Raw genomic sequence first — 17788 nt, forward strand, 5'->3', positions numbered from 1 at the left:
ACGACCTAGGTCGGCACTACAGAGGGGCTTCGGGTTCGCGGGTCTGGTGCATCAATAGCTTGAGCGCCATCGGGCGCCAAAATACGCCGAAAATCGGCCTAAGCGAGGTCGAATAGTCGAAGTCGGGCTAGACCTCCTGGATCCAGTGACCGCTTTGGGGCGCAGATCCGTCACTGGGCAAGGTGGCTCGACTGACAGGAATCCGCGTCAAGCGGTAGCTCTGTATCAACGCGAGACGATTCCCAACAGGTGACGGACCCGTTTCCAGGGCGTCAGCGTCACGGGCGCTTGGTCCGCTCCCCGCTCAAAGAAGAAACCGCTCGACGATCCCCCGTCGAGGTTGATGGCGCGATCGACCCGCCAGGGCGTCAGCGTGTCCGGCGACGCGAGAGACTCCGCCAGATCGGCGAGGGTCACCCGGTTCAGGGTCGCGCCCAGCACCCAGTGCCCGCGCCAATCGGTGGCGATGAAGGTGCGGCGGTCGGCGGCGGACGTGGACAGACCTCGCACCGTGCGGCCGTCCTCGACCAGGTAGGGTCCGGTCTGTAACAGGGCGGTGATGCCCGGATGGTCCTGGAAGCGTGACCGCCGGACGAGATGAAGACCCCGGTCATCGCTGTAGATCACCCCGCTGAGGAGTTTCGCGGTCTCGAACCGGTTGATCCGTCGTCCCTGGGCGATGACCAGCCCTAACGGCTGCCCGTTCGCGTGGAAGTAACCGCCGTTGACGCCGGCCAGGCAGGCCGCGGACCGGAACGCTTCCGCCAGTGTCGGGGTCGCGGCGTTGGTCCCGGCCCCGAGATCGATCACCGTCAGGCGGTACGCCCGCGAGGTGAAAAAGGCGAGGTGCGCGGTGACCTCCTGGCCGTCGGCGGGTCGCACCGCCACACGCTTGGCATACAGCAGCGCCGGGCCGATCGCGGACCGCTCCGCTTCTCTTACGAGCTGCCAGTCGGCGGCAACGGCATTCGCGGCCACCGTCAGCAAGACCAGGAGCAGGCTCCATGGCGACCCTGGGATGCGCGTCGGGCGCCGGGGACGTGGACTCATGGCAAACCCGGCTCCGCGACCTCCACCATCACCTCGTTGCGGCGCAGGAAGGGGAGCGAGAAGGGCGAATTGTAGCGGGCATAGATCGGGTCGCCGAGCGGCGTCAGTCCCGCGGCCCGGACGGCGGCGAGTAGCCGTTCCTCATGCTCGCGATAGCGGGACTCGGCCCAGCTCCCCGAGTAGCGCAGCACCGCCATGAGACGGGCCGGCTCCTCGCGGAGCATCACCCGCGAGTCATTCGGGCGGGGGAGTGTCGTCAGGGTGAAGCGCGCGGGCATCAGGAAGCTGATCACATAGGCGTTGCGCGTCGGATCCGTGAGTCGCTGGGTCACGGGAGCGGTCATCTCGATGCGGGTGCCGGAGCCGGGTTCCGTGCTGTCGGCCGGGCGCTGACTGACCGGCGCGGTCATGGCGATGGATTCGCGGGTCTGGTTGTTGCCGAAGATATAATCGGCCAGAATCCGGAAGGCCGTGCCGCCGACGGCGTCGAAGTCGCCGCTGACCTGGGTCTCGGCCAGCAGGGTGGGCCGATACCGTCGCAGTTCAACGACCGGTCCCTGACGGATCGTCTCATAGGCCGGTTCCTCGCTCGCCATCGTCTCGCCTCCGGGTAGGGTCAGGAGCAGCGCGACCAGGGCGGCGGGGACAGGTCATCCTGACAGTGTCGACATGAATCACCTCCATTTGGAATGCGGTTGAAGCGCGACCCGCGCGCGGGCAGACGCTGGGCGATCCACCTGGATCGCCCTGGAGCGAAAGAGATGGGGCCGTTTATCCCCGCCGACAGCCATTGTCACGAGAATCGTCTCTGTCATCCTTGCGCTGATGCCTTTTTCAACGAAGGTCATCGGCTCTGCAGGATCTGACCGCGCGACGCAACGACCTGACAGCCGATCCGCAAACCGCCTGGCTCTTGGATATCTCGAACCGTCCTGCGGCGCTGGAATCATGAGGTCGCCTGGTGGTGTACGCCGATATGAGCCCCCTGGTCTTTGGCCGCCCCTTGGCCGGGGTTGGTCTTCGGGGGTGGCGGTCGAGTAAGGCTGCCTGGTGGCGGGTCTGGTCGGGCTATTCGGACGAGTCGGCGGGTTGACTGTCGCCCGGTTTCGCGCGCGGGCCGACCTTGGCGTGGAGCAGTCGCCCCGCTGACCGTTGCCGGTGTCCCGCGCGGCCCCGCTCCGTTCGGTCGCGCGGGATGCCAGGCAGCGAGCCTTGCACGTTGCCTGACGTGACGTTTTTGATTACTGTGCGGCTTTCAATTGCTCTCCGAACCGCGCCATGTCCACTCCCATCCCTCAGTCACGCGGCGGCGCCCGCCCCGGCGCCGGCCGCAAACCGGGCAGCGGCCCGCATGGCGAGCCGACCCAGCCGATCCGCCTGCCGGTCAGCGCCATCCCCGCAGTCCGCGCCTGGCTCGCGGCGCGTCTCCCGCTCCCGGAGGACGCGCTGACCGTCTCCCCGTGCCCTGCGGCGCTCGCTCTGCCGCTGTACGGCTCGCGGATCTCCGCCGGCTTTCCCTCGCCCGCCGACGATGACCTGGAGGGCACCCTCGATCTCAACGAGCATCTGGTCCAGCATCCCGCCGCGACTTTCTTCGTGCGGGTCCAGGGCGATTCGATGATCGGCGCCGGGATTCACCACGGGGATCTGCTGGTGGTGGATCGTGCCCTGGAGGCCAAGTCGGGCTCGATCGTGGTGGCGGTGGTCGATGGCGAACTGACGGTGAAGCGCCTCAAGGTCGCAGGCGCGCGGGTGTGGCTGATGGCCGAGAACCCAGCCTTTCCGCCGCTGGAACTGCGCGACGGTCAGGCGCTGCACCTCTGGGGCGTGGTGGCTCATGCCGTGCGCTCGTTCTGAGCGCCATGTTCGCGCTGGTCGATTGCAATAATTTCTTATATGGACTTCTAGTTGTCTCAGTTTGGAAAGGTCCTGAAAATCGAAGGCTTGCGCAGCGAAACAGACGCAGGCTGTCTCGCTGGCTGGCGACAGGCAAGAAACTGGACACTCCCAGGCAGCCGATTGGCCATCACGCGCTAAAGAACGTTCGGACAACTTAGGGTGTGAGGCGCTAGACATCGGCGGGGTCGCTCGGCACCGACTCGCGCGCATGAACGATGACGGCACGGCGCGCGGCAAAGGTCTAGCGCTGGTTGCGACGTCTGCACACGGGGAGTTTTCACTTGCAGCGCTGAGCAGCAGCGGACGGAAACGACCCAGAGCGTTCAGTCAGCGGGATAAGGATACGGGACCGCAGTCGGGCATACAGCTGACACTCGAAGGGGCCGCCAGGGCGTGTCGGAACAGCTGCGGGGACGGGCGGCGACTGGAGCGATGCCTCTACTGTGCGTAGAATGTGCATTTCTGAAGAGCCACCTCAGGAGAAACGTCATGGTCGCCATCTTCGCAGACGTACTCGAATCGACCCGGGAGCCGGGTACGTCGCGGTTTTCAGCATCGGGCGTTGCCGACATCCTCGGCCTGCAACAACAGGATCTGGCCGAACTGGCGGGGGTCCATCGCAACACCCTGCGTACCCATCCGGAATCGCCAAGACTGCAATCCGTACTGCGTGACCTGATGCGCGTGTTGTCGGCCGCCACGGCGGTACAGCCGGACCCGCAACGCGCCATCTTCCTGGTTAAGAACGAGCCCATTCCCGCGTTTCGCCACAAGACCCTGTTGCAACTGATCCAGGAAGGGCGAACCGAGGACGCGATCGGCTACCTGGAGTCGATCAGTGCCGGGTTCGTCGGATGATCCTGTTCGACCTGCCCCCTGGCACCACGTTGTTCCGGGCGCATACCCCGCGGTGGGCCAGCCGACCCACCAGCGGCGCCGGGGCCGCAACCCGAGGGGGACGATTCAACCGGGAGGGCGTGGAGGCGCTGTACCTGTCGCTGGATGAGATGACCGCCTTGCGCGAGTACCAGCAGACCTCACCCTTCCTACCACCCTGCACGATGTGCTCGTACACCGTGACCCTGTACGATCTAGTCGACCTGCGCCAGCTCCACGACGGCGCGCCCTGGGACGACCTCTGGCACGACTGGCGCGAGGACTGGCGTTACCTGAAGTTCGAGCGGCACATCGAGCCCCCAACCTGGGTTCTCGCCGATCTGGTGCTGGCGCACGGATACACCGGCATCCTCTTTCCGAGCCAGGCGCATGAGGGCGGAACGAACGTGGTCGTTTACTCAGAGCGGCTCAAGGATGGCAACTCGGTCACCGTCAACGACCCCGACGGGCGACTCCCCCGCGACCTGTCCAGTTGGGCGCGATGATCTCCCTCGGGTTGCCGGTTTCCAGCCCACGATGAACGACGGGGACGTGCAGACACAACAGCGCGAGGTCCAACGTTTACTGGGCCGGTGCCTGCTGCGCCTACAGCAGTACGAGCGACTGATGAAGGCGATCGTCGCGCACAGCGACCTTTCGGGGCCAGCGCATGCGCTGGAGGAAATCCGCGCGGCGCGCGTCGATGAGGCTTTCACGAAGACGCTCGGCACCCTGGTGGGGCGGTTGTTCGGATCGTGCATCGTGGCCGAGGGGGCCAACACCGCCGCCGATGCCACGGCGAACGAGCCCGAGGACGTTCCGCATATCGCAATGCGGATGCAGTTGAGCCTGTTTCCCGAGGACTACGTCCGGACACAAAGCGACCTGAAGGAACTGGTGCAGTTGCGAAATAACCTGGTTCACCACTTCATCGACCAGCACGATCTCTGGTCGACAGACGGATGCCTGACCGCACGTGATGCCCTCGTTGCCGCTTACGAGCGCATCGACAAGAGCTATGAACAGCTTCGGGGCTGGGCCGAACACATGGATGAGGTCAGGCGCCAGGCAGCGGAGTTCGCACAGTCCGATGCGTTCTACGACTTCATGGTCAATGGCATCTTCCCGGACGGCACCGTGAACTGGCCAGCCGCAGGCATCGTCCGCGTCTTGCGCGAGGCGGCAAATGTGCTTGCCGTGGACGGTTGGACGCCCGTTGCAGCGGCTGGGAGATGGATCACGGAACGGAGTCCGGAACAGATGCCCACCAAGTACGGATGCGCCAGCTGGCGACAGGTGCTGCATGAGTCTCGGCTATTCGAGCTGCTCTACCGTAACGTGGATGGACAGCGAGCCGCCTGCTACAGGGTGCGCGCCGAGTAGTTCCATACGGGTTTCCTCATCCATCGGGAGCACTGGCGTCGCCAATGACCTGTTCCAATGGGCGAGGGCAGGCGCTGGCCAGTTAGCCGCGACCGACCGCTCAGCGCATTGCATCGGACGCTTAGGTCGGACAAGCCAGTGACCGGAACTGGCCGACTTGAGTCAGTTCGAGCGCGGTGAGCCAGTCTTGAGTGACCCACTCCAAGCGTCGCAAAGCCACGCCAGCCGACCGATCAACGCCTGGATCCAGTGCCTTCGTTGCCTGTTGCGCGATCTCGGGACGAAACTGATCGGTTTCACGGCGATGCCACCCGGCTTCATGACGACGCGGTCCAATCTCGCGAGGGCGGTGATCAATCCCAGGAATCCGCCGCTCAGTTCCTGACTGAACCCAGATTGCCGAGATTCCTTGACCGATCTACATCACGCCTGGGTGTCCAAGATCATGGTCGGTGTTTTCCACTTCACAGCCGTCGCTCGATCAATCTCGTGACTTCAATGTCCGACGTCGAGACTGTCGCCACTCGGGGCAGGCGGTAGTGGGTTCAGCGGGGCAGAGGCGCCCTGCCTCCGGGGCGCCGCCGAAACCCGATCGGAATGACGTTCTCGCCCGCTTCGATCTTCGCCCTCAACTCGGCGATGACCTGGTCCCGTTCGGCCAGCGCCACGTCCCGGTTCCGAAGGGCGAGGGTCAGCACCTGGATGTGCTGCGCGCATCGCTCGGCCACCTCCTTGTATTGCCTCGCCTTGGCGTTCCCCTCGCGGCTGAGCGCTTCGACTTCCTTCTCGAGGTGCCGCACCTTCTCCATGAGATTCGTCGGAGCCGTCTCAGCGGTCCTGTTCTGGACGCGCTCAATCTCGGCCAGAACATCCGGGAACCGGTACAACGTCGCTCGGCCAACGGCAGCCTCCCTCGCGACATTGCTCGGCGTGAGCTTCCCGTCGGTCCGTGCGGGGCGCCCCCGCACGATCCGGTCGAGGGCGTCGATCAGCTTCTGCTTCGTCTTGTCCGTCCTGCTCATCCGCATGCCCCCCCCGAGAATCGCCCTGGATAGCCTCTCCAGCCCCTTTAGCCAGCGGCGCGATGATTGCCTCGATGCGAGTCCGTTCACGTTCGAGGGCCAACTTCTGGGCGTCGTTCAGCCCTTTCGTGCGGAGCATCGCCCGCAGGTCGTCCGCCTGCGCCTGCCACGCAGGGAGGTGTCGACGGGCGATGCAGGCATTGGCACACCGGTCCGGGCTGCAGAAGCTCGTGAGCGGCTTGTTTTGCTTCTCCGGCAGAGCGAACCGCTTGCAGGCCGCTCGACTCGGGTCGAAGAAGCAGTCGCTGTACGGCCCGATGTGAAGCTCTTTCTTGTGATGGCGCAGGTAGAACAGGACGTCGTCCGGGCGCCTGTCGCCCGCTGTGCCGAGCAATTCGAGAAGCTCCTTCGCCCGCATCCCGGCAACCGCTCCATCGGCCACGTCATGCGCCAGATCGGTCATGACCTCGTCGATCAGCGCCGCCTCTTCCTTGGCGACCAGCTTGTTCCAGCTCGGCTCGCTTGCGGCGTAGCCCTGGGTCGTGGCAATCCGCGCGTGCCCGAAGAGGTTCTTCCCCGCGACGATGCCGAACGGCTGCCAGACGATCCAACGCGCCAAGGAGCGGCGGAACTGCGACGAGGTGAGTTCCCATGGGCGACCGTCGGGGCCGAGGACGGGCGCCCCATCGTCGTTGCGGACGCGGGCAAGGAGACGCCGCAGGTTGTTCGTCACGGTGTTGTTGGCGCCGAAGCGGGCGAACAGCCGCACCTGGTCGAACGCGGGGTCGGCATACGCCAACTTCATCAGCACCTCCACGGCGTCGTGAACCTCCTTGATGACAACCCACGTCCGCTCTTGGCCGCCGACCTCATCGTCGACGTCGCCTTCGGCGCTCTTGAAAGTTCGGCCGATCAGCTTGTAGGTCTTCGGTTGCCCGGCAGCATCTCGTTCGACCGTCAGCGCGTTCAGTCGCAGCGACCGCACCTCACTGTCCCTCATGCCCGACAGCCCGGCGATGATGACGAAGATCGCCGTGTAGAGGAGCACAACGTCCCCTTCGAGATCCTGCCAGTGCTCGTAATGCGCCGGCGCCTCGCCATCCCCGCCGCCGCGGAACAGGCGATGGCGCTCGACTTCCGCCCTGAGCGCCGAAAATGCCTTGCGACGATGCTGCCGCTCTCTACTGGTGGCGTTTTTCCTGTGCAAGGCCCGGGGCGCCCGGCACAGCACTTTGACGAGCGGATCGACCACGTCCGGCTGGGTCAGTTGAACGGCGAACTGGTAGAGCGGCCGCATGACCTCGTCGGGGATGATCTCGGTCCGGTTCTCGCCGGTGTTCTGGTAGTCCAGGACGCGCGTCACCGTGCGGCCATTCCACGGACTGAAGGTCAGTCCTTGGTCCACGAAATCACGACAGGTCCACAGCAGCGGGAGCGGAAGGAGCGCGCGAACGACGTACGCTTCCGATCTGGTTCCACCGCCACGGCGCTTCTCTGACCTTCGGAGCCATTCGACGTAGCGGTCGAGATCGCACTGGGTCGCCTGGTCGAAGCCGAACTTCCCTTCACGCGACAGCCACTGGACGAACGTCCCGAGGCACCGGATGTCATCTGCAACCGACTGGACCTTTGCGGCCCGAAGTCCGGCGATGAGCTTGTGCTTAAAGATGCGCGCGTAAGCGTACTCCTTCAGCGCAAGGCGGATCCCGGTGTTGGTTGAAGTGGAAGGTTGCTCTCTTTCCGCCGAGGCAATCGACTTCCAGTTGATCTTCGCCTTGGCGTTGGGTGCATGGACCTCCTGACCGAAGTCCCACACGTCGTCGATGAACGTCGAGGCCGCCGAGACTTGGGCGTCGTCTCGGACGTGCTGGGAGAAGGCGTGGCCCTTAGGAAGGACGAAGTCCGTCGTGGCGGTCATGTCAGGCGGTCCTCATCTCGGGCGGGACGTACATGCGGAGCGACGCGGCTTCGAGCTTCGCTTGTGCGACGGCGCCTTGCGAGAAGGCGGGCAGAATGTGCGAGGTGATGAGGGCGTATGGGTAGCCGAACTTCTTCTCCCATTCGGACTCTGGGATCACTCGCCGTTGTTCGAGGAAGAAGTCCAAGTACCACAGAACCTTTGGCAGCACACGGCTCGTCCAGACGGAATTGGGGCAGCCGAAGCACGCCCACACCTTGCCGCATAGTTGACCTGGCATTCCGCCCGGCGCGTCGAACATGTTCTTGCAGTTGGCGATGAGCATCTCCTGTTGACCATTCAGGATTGCTTCAGCCGCGGAGGCGTCGCAGCCGATCGTCTTCGCGGCGTCCTCGGTGGTCGCCCCATCGGGGACGACGGCTCCCGAGAAGTAGGCGTGGAACTGCTGCTGTCCCGCCACGATCGCCTGATTGTGGATCTCCTCCGTCACGCGGTTGTTGATGTAGTCAACCGTCGTGTTGTCGCGGCGGTGATCATGTCCGGCGAAGATCAGGTCGCCGTTGGCGCGCCGGTAGTCGAGCGTCTTTCGAGTGGTCCGCAGTCGGTCTGCGCGAAGTTCGAGCGGCTCCCCGTTGTCGGCGGTTAGACCATGACGCTCGGCGAAGGCGCGGACCGCCCTGGTGAAGGTCGCGGGCGATGGTGCCGCGATGAAGTCGTCGACGCTCGCTTGCGCCGTCTTCGCCACGAGCCAGAGCGAGTTGTCGCCCGTGAGTTCGGCGCATCCGCGCGTCAAATGGAGGTACATCCGGATGAGTCCGCCGGGGCTGAAGGTGCCGTTGGTGCGGACCGGCATGGTCATGGGGCCTGCGGAGCGACCCTTGACGTAGCGGAGCAGCGTCTCGTTTGGCTTCGTGGTCTCCGGCTCAAGGCCGTCCCTCTTGAGGCGCATGGCGCTCTCGGCGTTCAGCCCTGTCTTCAGGCACAGCAGTAGGTAGAACGGGACCGCGTCCTCCACGGTCGGGTAGACCGCCCGAAAGACGTCGGCTGTCGTGCACCAGCGACCGCTGCTGAGGCGCTTCATATGGCTGGCCGAGATGTACTTCCCCTCAAGCATGTTCTCGAAGCACCAGACCGCGCTGGCCAGTCCCGTCCAGCCGATGCGGCGTGGATCCTTCCCGTTCTTCCGGAGACTGTCCAGTTCGGTCGTCAGCCTGGCAATCGTTCTCCGGATGTCTTCCCGACATGCCCTTTCGATGAGGTGCGCTTCTCGGTCGGAGTACGGCGGCTTGTGCTCGACCTTGGGCGTGCTTCCCATCGCCACGAAGCTGAGGTGCTGGAGGACGTCTTGCGGATACGCGCCTGGGTTGACGTTCTCGATCTCACGGAAGAACCGTTTGATGTGAGACAGATGCGCGTAGCCCGTGTTCGACCCCTTGGCGAGGAGCGCGTCGGAGAGTTCGACGAGCACCGGGACGGTGATGTCCGCGAGCCTTCTGATGGGTGCTCCTCCCGCCGCCTCGCGCTCGTTCAGAACCTTGGCGAGCGCAGCCAAGGAGCTCCGGTAGGTCCGCAGGCTGTCAGGAGACCCACACGAGTCGACAACCTGCTGGACGCCGACCGCAAGCGTCCGGGCAAGGCTGGGGCGGTCGCCCAGCACCGATAGATCGATCCACCCGGTGCCGCGATCGGGGAAGGTGCGTTCAATCCGCAGTGCGCCGATACCCTGCGTGGGCACGCGATCTTCGGGAGGCGCCTCGGTGAAGGTGATCCGGTTGTGCCGCAGGGATGAGAGTCCGTTGGGGGGAGCGTTCATGTCGGCTCTCCTTGGTCGAGCAGTTCCTCGGTGGCCCCCAAGTCCTCGGACCACTCGCCGACGGCTAAGTCGGTCAACCTGTCATGGAGGTTGATGTAGTCGAGGTACTTGTAGGTCGTGGACAACTGCGCGTGCCCGAGGAGTTGCTGAACCTTCCGCGCTGGATCCTCGCAGATCCGCAGGTACGTCTGCTTGTCGAGGTTGTCTTTTTCCTGCGGCACCTTGTTGAACATCAGCTGGATCAGACGGGACAGCGTGTAGATGGCGAACGTATGCCGCAGGAAGTGCGGCGTGCAGTCCACGCCCGTCAAGGCTGAGGCGCGGGCAAAGAGCTTTTCCACAGCGTTGCGCGAGAGCGGGTCTCCTTCCTCGTTTAGCCAGATCTCCTCGGGCTCCACGTAGGACGGGTCGCGGTCCCCGCGACGCTCGACGTCGATCGACCGCTCATCCTCGCAGTATCTGTGGACCTCGCGGAGGATCTGCTTGGGCACGCGGATCGCCCGGCTTTTATTCCCCTTGGTCGTCTCCCGACGGAGTCGAAGGGAAACCGACTTCAACCCGGCGAATTGCGTGTGGTCCGGATCGGGAAGCTCTCCGCAGCGCATCTGTAGCGCCTCCGAGATGCGCATGCCCGTCTGCACCAGGAGCTTCGTCAAAACGATGTTCCGCGACGACGTACGAGAGCGTCGTCCTCCCAGATTGCGGAGACCCTCCACGAGGACGCGGAACTGCTCTGTGGTGACGAAGCGCACGCGCTTCTCGACATTCCGGTCGAGCATGGCGACGGCTTGCCTGGCGACCCGCACCTCGCCACCGGAGAGGATCTGCTTCCACTTGTACGGGACGGGGGTCTCGGGAATGAGCTTCTCCCATGCGGCCCACTCGTAGAACCTCGCGATGGCCGTTATTCCGAGGTTCCAGGTGCTGGCGGACACGCCACCGTTCAGGCGCCGCACACGGTAGTAGGCTCGCACGTCATCCCGACTGGCTCGGCGCCAGTCCTTACCCTGGGCGGCCAGATACCGGAACCAGAGGTTGATCTGCTCGGCGTAGACCTGGAGCGTTCCGGTGCTGCGGGCGCCATCCGCAGCGGCGAAGAGGAAGAATCCGCTGACGTCCCTGTCGTAGTTGCCCGTCTCGTCCAGGAAGAAAGGGAGGCCATCGAACAGACCAACCACCTTTTCGACCTCCTCCAGGATCCCGTCCGGCAGCCGATATAACTCCTTGTCCACCAGGAGGGGCTCTTCGCCGATCACGATCGGGGTCCTCAGCTTCGACAGGTCGGTACGAAACAGGTGCATGATCGCTCTCCCATGTCCCGTTGCCTCCCGGAGGCCGACAGGCGCCAAGCAAGATATCTACATGAGTAGGTGCGTGGCCAGAGAGGTTCAAGACAATTGAGACGCTCTTGCTATCACTCCTAACTCGCAGGGCGTCCAGGTCTCCGTTCACGGATCTACTGCGATTCACCTGATGAGACAGTCTGATGGGTCCACCAAGAATTTCTATGCCTCCTGTGAACGGCTGTTCCGCCCCGACCTAGCGGGGCGGCCCATCATTGTGCTCTCGAACAACGACGGCTGCGTGGTCGCGCGCAGCCATGAGGCCAAGGCGCTAAGGGTGGCGATGGGGGCGCCCTTCTTCCAGTTGGCGCCACCGTTGCGCCGCCAACTGGTGGTGTTCTCCTCGAACGACGCCCTCTATGGCGATCTCTCGCGCCGCGTGATGCAGGTGTTGGCCGGTTTCGCGCCGCGCATCGAGGTCTATTCGATCGACGAATGCTTTCTCGACCTGTCCGGCGTCGCGGAGCCGGTCGCCTTGGGGCAGGCGATGGCCCGCACCGTGCGCCAGTGGACCGGCATCCCGGTCTCGGTCGGGATCGCCCTGACCAAGACGCTGGCCAAGCTCGCCAATCGGTTGGCAAAGCAAGGCCAAAGCCCCGATGGTCCGGTGCTCGACTGGGCGCGCCTACCCGATCCGGCGGCGACGCTGGCCGGGATTCCGGTCGAGGACGTGTGGGGGATCGCCGACCGCTGGGGACAACGGCTGCGCGCGCTCGGCCTCGCCGATGCCCTGGCCGTGCGCGAGGCCGACCCGCGTTGGCTGCGTCAGCAGGGTGGCGTGGTGCTGGAGCGCCTCGGCTGGGAATTGCGCGGGCGGTCCTGTCTGCCGCTGGAGGTGATCGCGCCGCCGCGCCAACAGCTCCGGGTCTCGCGCACCTTCGGCGCAGCGGTGACCGCCTGGCCCGAACTGCGCGCGGCGTTGACCCGCTTCGCCAGCCGCGCGGGCGAGAAGCTGCGCGCCCAGGGCCTGGCCGCCCCGGCGCTGACGGTCTTCATTCAGACCGATCCCTTCGACACCGCGCGGCCCTTCTATACCAATGCCCTCACCCTCCCCTTCGTCGCCCCGACCCAGGACAGCGCCGCGCTGATCGCGCAGGCGCTCGCGGGCGCCGCGCGGCTGTGCCGGCGCGGGGACGCCTACCGGCGGGCGGGGGTGCTGTTGCCGGATCTGGTTCCGGTCGGGCGGGCGCCGGCGGATCTGTTCGCGGCTCCGGACACGGAGGCACGCGCGACGCGCCGGATGGCGGCCCTGGACGCCATCAACCGCCATTTCGGGCGCGAGACGCTGCGCTATGGGGGCGAACTGATCGGTACCGGCTGGCACCGGCGCGCGGGGCGCGTCTCGCCGATCTCGACGACGCGCTGGGGGGCGTTGCCGAGGGTGCAGGCGTGCTAAATTGCGCGGGTCTGACCTGAATCGTCCATCCCGTTCAGCGAGGTGTGTGGAGACAGCATGTGCGGTCGCTTTGCCCAATACCGCAGCGGTGAGGACTTGGAAGCCCAGTTTGGCGCCTCCTTCGACGGGGTGTGGCTGCCGCCGCGGTACAACATCGCCCCTGGGAGCCAGCTTCTGGCCGTGCGCGCGGACTCCGCCGGTCCGCGAACCTTCACGACGCTCCATTGGGGACTGATCCCGCCTTGGGCGAAGGATCGCAAGATCGGCTACCGCACGATCAATGCCCGCGCCGAGACGGTGGCCGAGAAGCCCTCCTTTCGCGCGGCCTTCCGGCAACGCCGTTGCCTGATCCCCTCCGATGGCTTCTACGAATGGCAGGCGACCGGTTCCGGCAAGCAACCGTATTTCATCGCCAGGCGGGATCGCCAGCCTTTCGCGTTCGCCGGGTTGTGGGAGACGTGGACCGATCTCGCGAACGGCGAGCGCATCGACAGCACCACGATCATCGTGACTGACGCCAACGCCGTGGTGAGCCCCATCCATGACCGGATGCCGGTGATTCTGTCGCCTTCGGATTATCGGCTTTGGCTGGATCCGGGGCTGACCCGCCCCGCGCCGTTGCAAGCGCTGCTCACGCCCTGCGATCCCGCGCCGATGATGGCCTATCCGGTGGCGCGACGGGTGAATCTGCCGGCCCAGGATGACGCCGGGCTGATCGAACCCTGGTCGGCAGCCGCGCCGAACGACTGGGCACCAGGCCATGACTGACGGCCATCGAGCCACGGCGCCCGAGGGTGCTCGTCGCATAAGACCCAACGGGCACAGGAGCCCAGCACCATGATCGAGATCGAATACATCGTGAAAGACCACCGAGGAGTTGAGCGTTTGCGCACTGCCGACAAGAAGGCCGCCGATGCCTATGACCGCCTTCTGGAGAACGCCGAGCGTTTGGCACAGTGGCTCCGTGCCGATCAGGTGCTGCCCAACCTGCCTGAACCGGATCTGGAGAACCTGACCATCTATCTGGCCCGCAACGCCCGCGAGGTCGAGCAGATGTTGAAGGGGAAACCGGTGGAGCGCGCGCCGGGCGCAGAACCGGAGTCGGAACCGGAACCGGCGCCCGAGAGCCTGCCCGAAAAGGTGGCGCCGCTCAAAGCGATGCGGGGCTAACGGATGCGCGAGTCGGAAACCTCGACCCACTCGCTCCTGATCGGTTATCTGCTGTGGATTTTCGGGTTCATGGGCGCGCATCGCTTCTACTACGGCAAGCCCCTTTCCGGCACGCTCTGGTTTCTGACGCTCGGTCTGCTCGGCATCGGCTGGCTGATCGACCTGTTCTTGATTCCGGGGATGCACCGGCGGGCGGAGCGACGCTTTACCCCAGGCGTCAAGGACTATGACCTGACCTGGATTCTGCTGACCTTTCTCGGGCTGTTCGGCGTCCACCGCTTCTATCTGAGCAAATGGATCACCGGCCTGATCTGGCTGCTGACCGGGGGGCTGTTCCTGATCGGCTATCTTTACGACTACTGGACGCTCAACGCGCAGATCGCGACGGTCAATGACGAACAGCGCCGGTTTCGGCCCTGATCAGAAGGTCGCGTTGTTCCAGCCGAACAGATGCCGGGGCGGGGCGGCGAATTCGATGTAGACCCGCTCCGGCGGGATGGCGAGCGAGTCGGCGAGCAGGGTACAGAGGGCGCGCGAGAACTCAGGCGTGCGCGCTTCGGGTAGATTCAGGCTCTTGAGTTCCAGATAGGCGGCCGGATCGGCGGTGCCGCCGAACAGCAGGTCGCGCCCGCTCTCCAGGATCACCATCACATAGGACTCGGGCTTGCCGAGCAATTCGGCGACCGTGCGCGAGGCGCGGGCCATCAGGGCGGGGCGAGACGCCGGGTCGATCTCGACGTTGGTCAGCAGGCGCAGCGTGGGCATGGGAGGGCTCTCATCGGTTGACAGTCGGCCTCATTCTCGTCCGTCGTGCAGAGATGCTCAAGCGGCGGGTTTCGCCCGGTCGAAGCAGGCCGGGTAGCGCGCGGGCAGATCGAGCGCAGGCGGGTCTGGGTTCAATTCGGTCATGGTCTAATGGCTTTCTGCGAGACGTCAGGCGGGATCGTCAATGGGCAGCACGAGATTCACAAGCCGCCATGACAACCCGTCACGCTGTAACACGAACCGCGTTTCCTGGCCTTCGTCGTCGGGCACCCAGACGGAGAACTGACTGAGCGAGTCATAGGAATAGCGCGCGTTCTGCAATAAATCCTCCTCCTTGGGCGGTGGCCCGGTGTCCGCTGTCACGGTTTGCTTGACGATAGATTCGGACGGTCGATCGCCTTCCATGACGTGCGCCAATCCCGCCGGGGTCACGAAGGCATCGACGATGCCATCGACCATCGTGGTCGCCAAACCCGCCGCCAGTGCGCCCAGGGGATTGTCCTTCAGTTCTCCGGCCGTGTTGTTCAGCAGGCGCGCGTTGAGCTGAGCCTTCAGATTCTGCCGCAAGGTCGGAAAATCGACCTTGGCCGAAAGCCGGTCCGCGTCCTTCTCGACAATGCCGGTCTTGATCTCGGCAATCGCGAGATACGGGCCTGCCGCCACGTAGCCAAGCAGGGCGATCATGGCAACGCCGAAGATCCAGGCGAATATCTTCATCGGTTTCTCCTGTCGTGTCTCGTGGTGTCTGGGGGTTCGGCAAGCGGCGGGCGATCCGTCCTCTCCAGGCTGCCGTCGGGCACCGCAAACCGTGCCACACAGCTTTGCAGTGCGCCCTTGGACGCTTTCTGGACCCGCCCCAGCAACGCATGCGTCACCGACTTCAGCGCAAAGCGACGCATCAACTCGCGCTCCAGATAGAGCGTCAGATGCGTGGCCATCTCGGCATCGGCCAGCGCGCGGTGAGCACGCGCCGCGTTGGGCAATCCAGCCATGGCGACCAAGCTTCCCAGCTTGTAGCTCGGCGCCTGTGGCAAGACCCGCCGGGCGACCAGCATCGAACAGACGAATGCCTGAGCGCGCGTGCGTCCAATTCTCGCCAGTTCCGCATCCCAGAACTTGCTGTCAAAAGCCGCATTGTGAGCGACCAGAGGCACCGTGCCGACAAAGTCCGCTACCTCGGCCATGACCTGCTGGGCCGGGGGCGCCTGGCGCACCATGGCAGTGCTGATGCCGGTCAGTTGGGTGATGAAGGCGGGCACGCGCACCCCGGCGTTCATCAGGCTCTGGTAGCGGTCAATGATCTGTCCGTCGCGCACCAGGACGGCGGCAATCTCGGTGGCGCGATCCCCGCGATTGGGCGAGAGGCCGGTCGTCTCGAAGTCGATGACGGCGATGGTGTCCACTTGGTTCCTCATGCGTCATCTCGGTCGGTGGGCCGATGCGTGCTGAAGGGTTGCGGTGCTGCGCTGCGCTGTGCTCGCATCTGCCTTATGTGTGCGTTATAGTCGCACCATAGATGCCGTATTGCCAACAGGGAGACTGACACCCATGACTGGCGTCAAAACGGAGAGCGTCACCTTCCGCATCCTGCCCGAGATTAAGGCCGCCCTGCGCGAACAGGCCGAGCGGGAACATCGTAGCCTTGCCAATATGTTGGAGGTGATGATTCGGGATTGGTGTCAGCAGCGTTCGCGAGGGCAGCGTCATTCAGATTGGCCGTAGCACCTGGGCAATCCACCACCGCGGTCAGAATTGAACATTCTGGCTGCGCAAGGGAGACCCATTTCAGGAGGAATCCATGTCGCTCGTACTCTCCAAAGGTGCCAATGCGCCAATCGCCAGGCTTGCGGTACTGATCGGCATTGGCTGGGAGGCTTCCGACGCTTGGGAGATCGACGCCAGCGCCTTTCTCGTCGGTGCCAACGGCAGGGTACGGGGCGATCACGACTTCATCTTCTACAACCAGACCAAAACGCCGTGCGGTAGCCTACAACTCGACAGTAACCCGCCCACGGATCAACGTCACTTCCAAGCGATGCTGGAGAATGTCCCAGAGGACGTCGCGAAGATCATCTTCATCATCACGATCGGGTCTGACGTCGACGCCAACGGTTGTCCGCACTGCGGCATGTTGGGCGGCATCTATATCCGTGTTGCGACGACAGGCGATGGGAAAGGCGACGACAAGGAAGGTGATGATGAGTTGCTGCGCTTTGATCCGTCGGACATTGGCCGCGAACGCGCATTGATGCTCGGTGAACTTTACCGCTATCAGGGCAACTGGAAGTTTCGCGCGATCGGTCAGGGCTACAATGGTGGCCTTGATGCGCTGGCGACTGAGTTGGGCGTCGACGTCCAGCAAGACGACAGCAGCGCTGATGACGATGACTACGCCGCCGATCCCACCGCCATCTCATCAGCTACGCCAGCGAATAAACCTGTCGTTGCGCTCAAACGCCGCCGGACCTCTCGCGAGATCTGGGAAGATCGCTTGGTCGCCTTCCATCGTGCGCTATGTAACTTCTTGCCACAGATCGAAGCGGCGGTCGTGAATCAGAGCAACGAAAGCAACACCCGAATGATCCTCGACCGGATGTTGCTGGATGTCTTCGGCTATTCGATGGAGGAAGTGAAAGCTGAGCAAAAAGTGCAAGGACGCAAGGCCGACTACGTCCTGGCGCTCGGCGATCAAAACGTCATCATCGGCGAAGTCAAACGCGCTGGGCTGCCGCTGCGTGATAAGCACATTTTTCAAGCCACCTCCTATGGTGCCTATTCCGGCATCCGCTGGGCATTGTTGACAAACCTCTCGACCTGGCAGCTCTACCACATCAGCGCTCAAGATGTCGTCGAGGCTAAACTGGTCTTCTCGGTCGACTTGCTGCCGTCGCTCAGTCAGGAGGACTGCGAACGCTTGATGCTGATCTCGCGCTACGGAATGTTCCGTAAAGGCTTGCTGGAGAAGCACTGGAACTCAGTCAACGCCTTGACGCGAGAGAGCCTGATCCGGGCAATTCTCACAGAAGACGTCGTCACCCGTATTCGGCGCGTGATCCGCCGCGACACGGGATGCAATTTCAGCGACGACCAGATTCAACAGGCCCTTGATGATCTGTTGATCCACGCATGACATAACGCGGCGGGCACAACACA

At 64.2% G+C, this 17788-nt stretch carries 19 protein-coding genes; 10 read left to right on the top strand and 9 right to left on the bottom strand.

The features are described 5' to 3' along the window. Positions 1 to 225 precede the first annotated feature (225 nt). Both CCR95_RS02200 and CCR95_RS02205 read right to left on the bottom strand, forming a co-directional pair. Positions 226 to 1050: a phosphodiester glycosidase family protein gene (locus CCR95_RS02200; protein WP_201091457.1), complete on the bottom strand. Its 825-nt coding sequence runs from the start codon at positions 1048 to 1050 to the stop codon at positions 226 to 228. Further along, a complete protein-coding gene (locus CCR95_RS02205) occupies positions 1047 to 1646 on the bottom strand; it encodes an SOUL family heme-binding protein (protein WP_201091458.1) in 600 nt (199 codons plus the stop codon). Before CCR95_RS02205 ends, CCR95_RS02200 begins: the two co-directional genes overlap by 4 nt. Positions 1647 to 2328: 682 nt before the next feature. Between CCR95_RS02205 and CCR95_RS02210 the strand changes: the two genes are divergently transcribed. The 4 genes from CCR95_RS02210 (at position 2329) to CCR95_RS02225 (ending at position 5208) form a co-directional block, all read left to right on the top strand. Further along, positions 2329 to 2907 carry a translesion error-prone DNA polymerase V autoproteolytic subunit gene (locus CCR95_RS02210; protein ID WP_201091459.1) on the top strand — a complete coding sequence of 193 codons (579 nt, stop codon included), beginning with the start codon at positions 2329 to 2331 and terminating at the stop codon, positions 2905 to 2907. A 531-nt stretch (positions 2908 to 3438) separates the two neighbouring features. Further along, a complete protein-coding gene (locus CCR95_RS02215; RefSeq protein ID WP_201091460.1) occupies positions 3439 to 3807 on the top strand; it encodes a helix-turn-helix domain-containing protein in 369 nt (122 codons plus the stop codon). After that, complete coding sequence (locus tag CCR95_RS02220) at positions 3804 to 4331, top strand: RES family NAD+ phosphorylase (RefSeq protein ID WP_201091462.1); 528 nt, start codon at positions 3804 to 3806, stop codon at positions 4329 to 4331. Before CCR95_RS02215 ends, CCR95_RS02220 begins: the two co-directional genes overlap by 4 nt. A gap of 31 nt (positions 4332 to 4362) precedes the next feature. Next, the gene (locus tag CCR95_RS02225; protein WP_242523009.1) at positions 4363 to 5208 is read left to right on the top strand and encodes an OST-HTH/LOTUS domain-containing protein; all 846 of its coding nucleotides are present in this window, start codon (positions 4363 to 4365) and stop codon (positions 5206 to 5208) included. 545 nt (positions 5209 to 5753) lie between these two features. Here CCR95_RS02225 and CCR95_RS02230 read toward each other — a convergent pair. The 4 genes from CCR95_RS02230 to CCR95_RS02245 are packed head-to-tail and all read right to left on the bottom strand — an operon-like array spanning position 5754 to position 11262. Next, positions 5754 to 6017 (bottom strand): hypothetical protein, encoded by a 264-nt coding sequence (locus CCR95_RS02230; protein ID WP_201091463.1) that lies wholly within the window; start codon positions 6015 to 6017, stop codon positions 5754 to 5756. 43 nt (positions 6018 to 6060) lie between these two features. Continuing rightward, entirely contained in the window at positions 6061 to 8148 is a 2088-nt protein-coding gene (locus CCR95_RS02235) for a site-specific integrase (protein WP_201091465.1), read from the bottom strand. Between the two features lies 1 nt (position 8149). Beyond that, on the bottom strand, positions 8150 to 9961 hold the full coding sequence (locus CCR95_RS02240; protein ID WP_201091467.1) for a hypothetical protein: 1812 nt from the start codon (positions 9959 to 9961) through the stop codon (positions 8150 to 8152). Beyond that, positions 9958 to 11262, bottom strand: coding sequence for a tyrosine-type recombinase/integrase (locus tag CCR95_RS02245; RefSeq protein ID WP_201091469.1), 1305 nt, complete (start codon positions 11260 to 11262; stop codon positions 9958 to 9960). The genes CCR95_RS02240 and CCR95_RS02245 overlap by 4 nt, the downstream gene beginning before the upstream one ends. 172 nt (positions 11263 to 11434) lie before the next feature. Here CCR95_RS02245 and CCR95_RS02250 point away from each other — a divergent pair, with 172 nt between their 5' ends. The 4 genes from CCR95_RS02250 (at position 11435) to CCR95_RS02265 (ending at position 14290) form a co-directional block, all read left to right on the top strand. Continuing rightward, positions 11435 to 12700: a Y-family DNA polymerase gene (locus CCR95_RS02250; protein ID WP_201091471.1), complete on the top strand. Its 1266-nt coding sequence runs from the start codon at positions 11435 to 11437 to the stop codon at positions 12698 to 12700. 57 nt (positions 12701 to 12757) lie between these two features. Then, on the top strand, positions 12758 to 13468 hold the full coding sequence (locus CCR95_RS02255; protein WP_201091473.1) for an SOS response-associated peptidase: 711 nt from the start codon (positions 12758 to 12760) through the stop codon (positions 13466 to 13468). Positions 13469 to 13537: 69 nt separating this feature from the next. Further along, positions 13538 to 13870, top strand: a complete 333-nt coding sequence (locus CCR95_RS02260) for a YebG family protein (RefSeq protein ID WP_201091475.1) — start codon at positions 13538 to 13540, stop codon at positions 13868 to 13870. 3 nt (positions 13871 to 13873) lie between these two features. Beyond that, the gene (locus tag CCR95_RS02265; protein ID WP_201091476.1) at positions 13874 to 14290 is read left to right on the top strand and encodes an NINE protein; all 417 of its coding nucleotides are present in this window, start codon (positions 13874 to 13876) and stop codon (positions 14288 to 14290) included. Here the strand turns inward: CCR95_RS02265 and CCR95_RS02270 are convergent, their stop codons facing one another. The 3 genes from CCR95_RS02270 to CCR95_RS02280 form a co-directional block, all read right to left on the bottom strand. After that, on the bottom strand, positions 14291 to 14635 hold the full coding sequence (locus CCR95_RS02270) for a phenylpyruvate tautomerase MIF-related protein (RefSeq protein WP_201091477.1): 345 nt from the start codon (positions 14633 to 14635) through the stop codon (positions 14291 to 14293). A gap of 168 nt (positions 14636 to 14803) precedes the next feature. Next, positions 14804 to 15352: a DUF2939 domain-containing protein gene (locus CCR95_RS02275; protein WP_201091478.1), complete on the bottom strand. Its 549-nt coding sequence runs from the start codon at positions 15350 to 15352 to the stop codon at positions 14804 to 14806. Further along, entirely contained in the window at positions 15349 to 16050 is a 702-nt protein-coding gene (locus tag CCR95_RS02280; RefSeq protein ID WP_207188492.1) for a 3'-5' exonuclease, read from the bottom strand. Before CCR95_RS02280 ends, CCR95_RS02275 begins: the two co-directional genes overlap by 4 nt. 133 nt (positions 16051 to 16183) lie before the next feature. On the opposite strand from CCR95_RS02280, the gene CCR95_RS02285 reads away from it, so the two are divergent. Together CCR95_RS02285 and CCR95_RS02290 are read left to right on the top strand one after the other, a co-directional pair. Then, complete coding sequence (locus CCR95_RS02285) at positions 16184 to 16357, top strand: type II toxin-antitoxin system antitoxin (protein WP_201091479.1); 174 nt, start codon at positions 16184 to 16186, stop codon at positions 16355 to 16357. A gap of 76 nt (positions 16358 to 16433) precedes the next feature. Next, entirely contained in the window at positions 16434 to 17765 is a 1332-nt protein-coding gene (locus CCR95_RS02290) for a TerD family protein (protein ID WP_201091480.1), read from the top strand. Positions 17766 to 17788 lie beyond the last annotated feature (23 nt).

This window comes from Thiocystis minor, from assembly GCF_016653465.1.
Classification (GTDB): domain Bacteria; phylum Pseudomonadota; class Gammaproteobacteria; order Chromatiales; family Chromatiaceae; genus Chromatium; species Chromatium minus.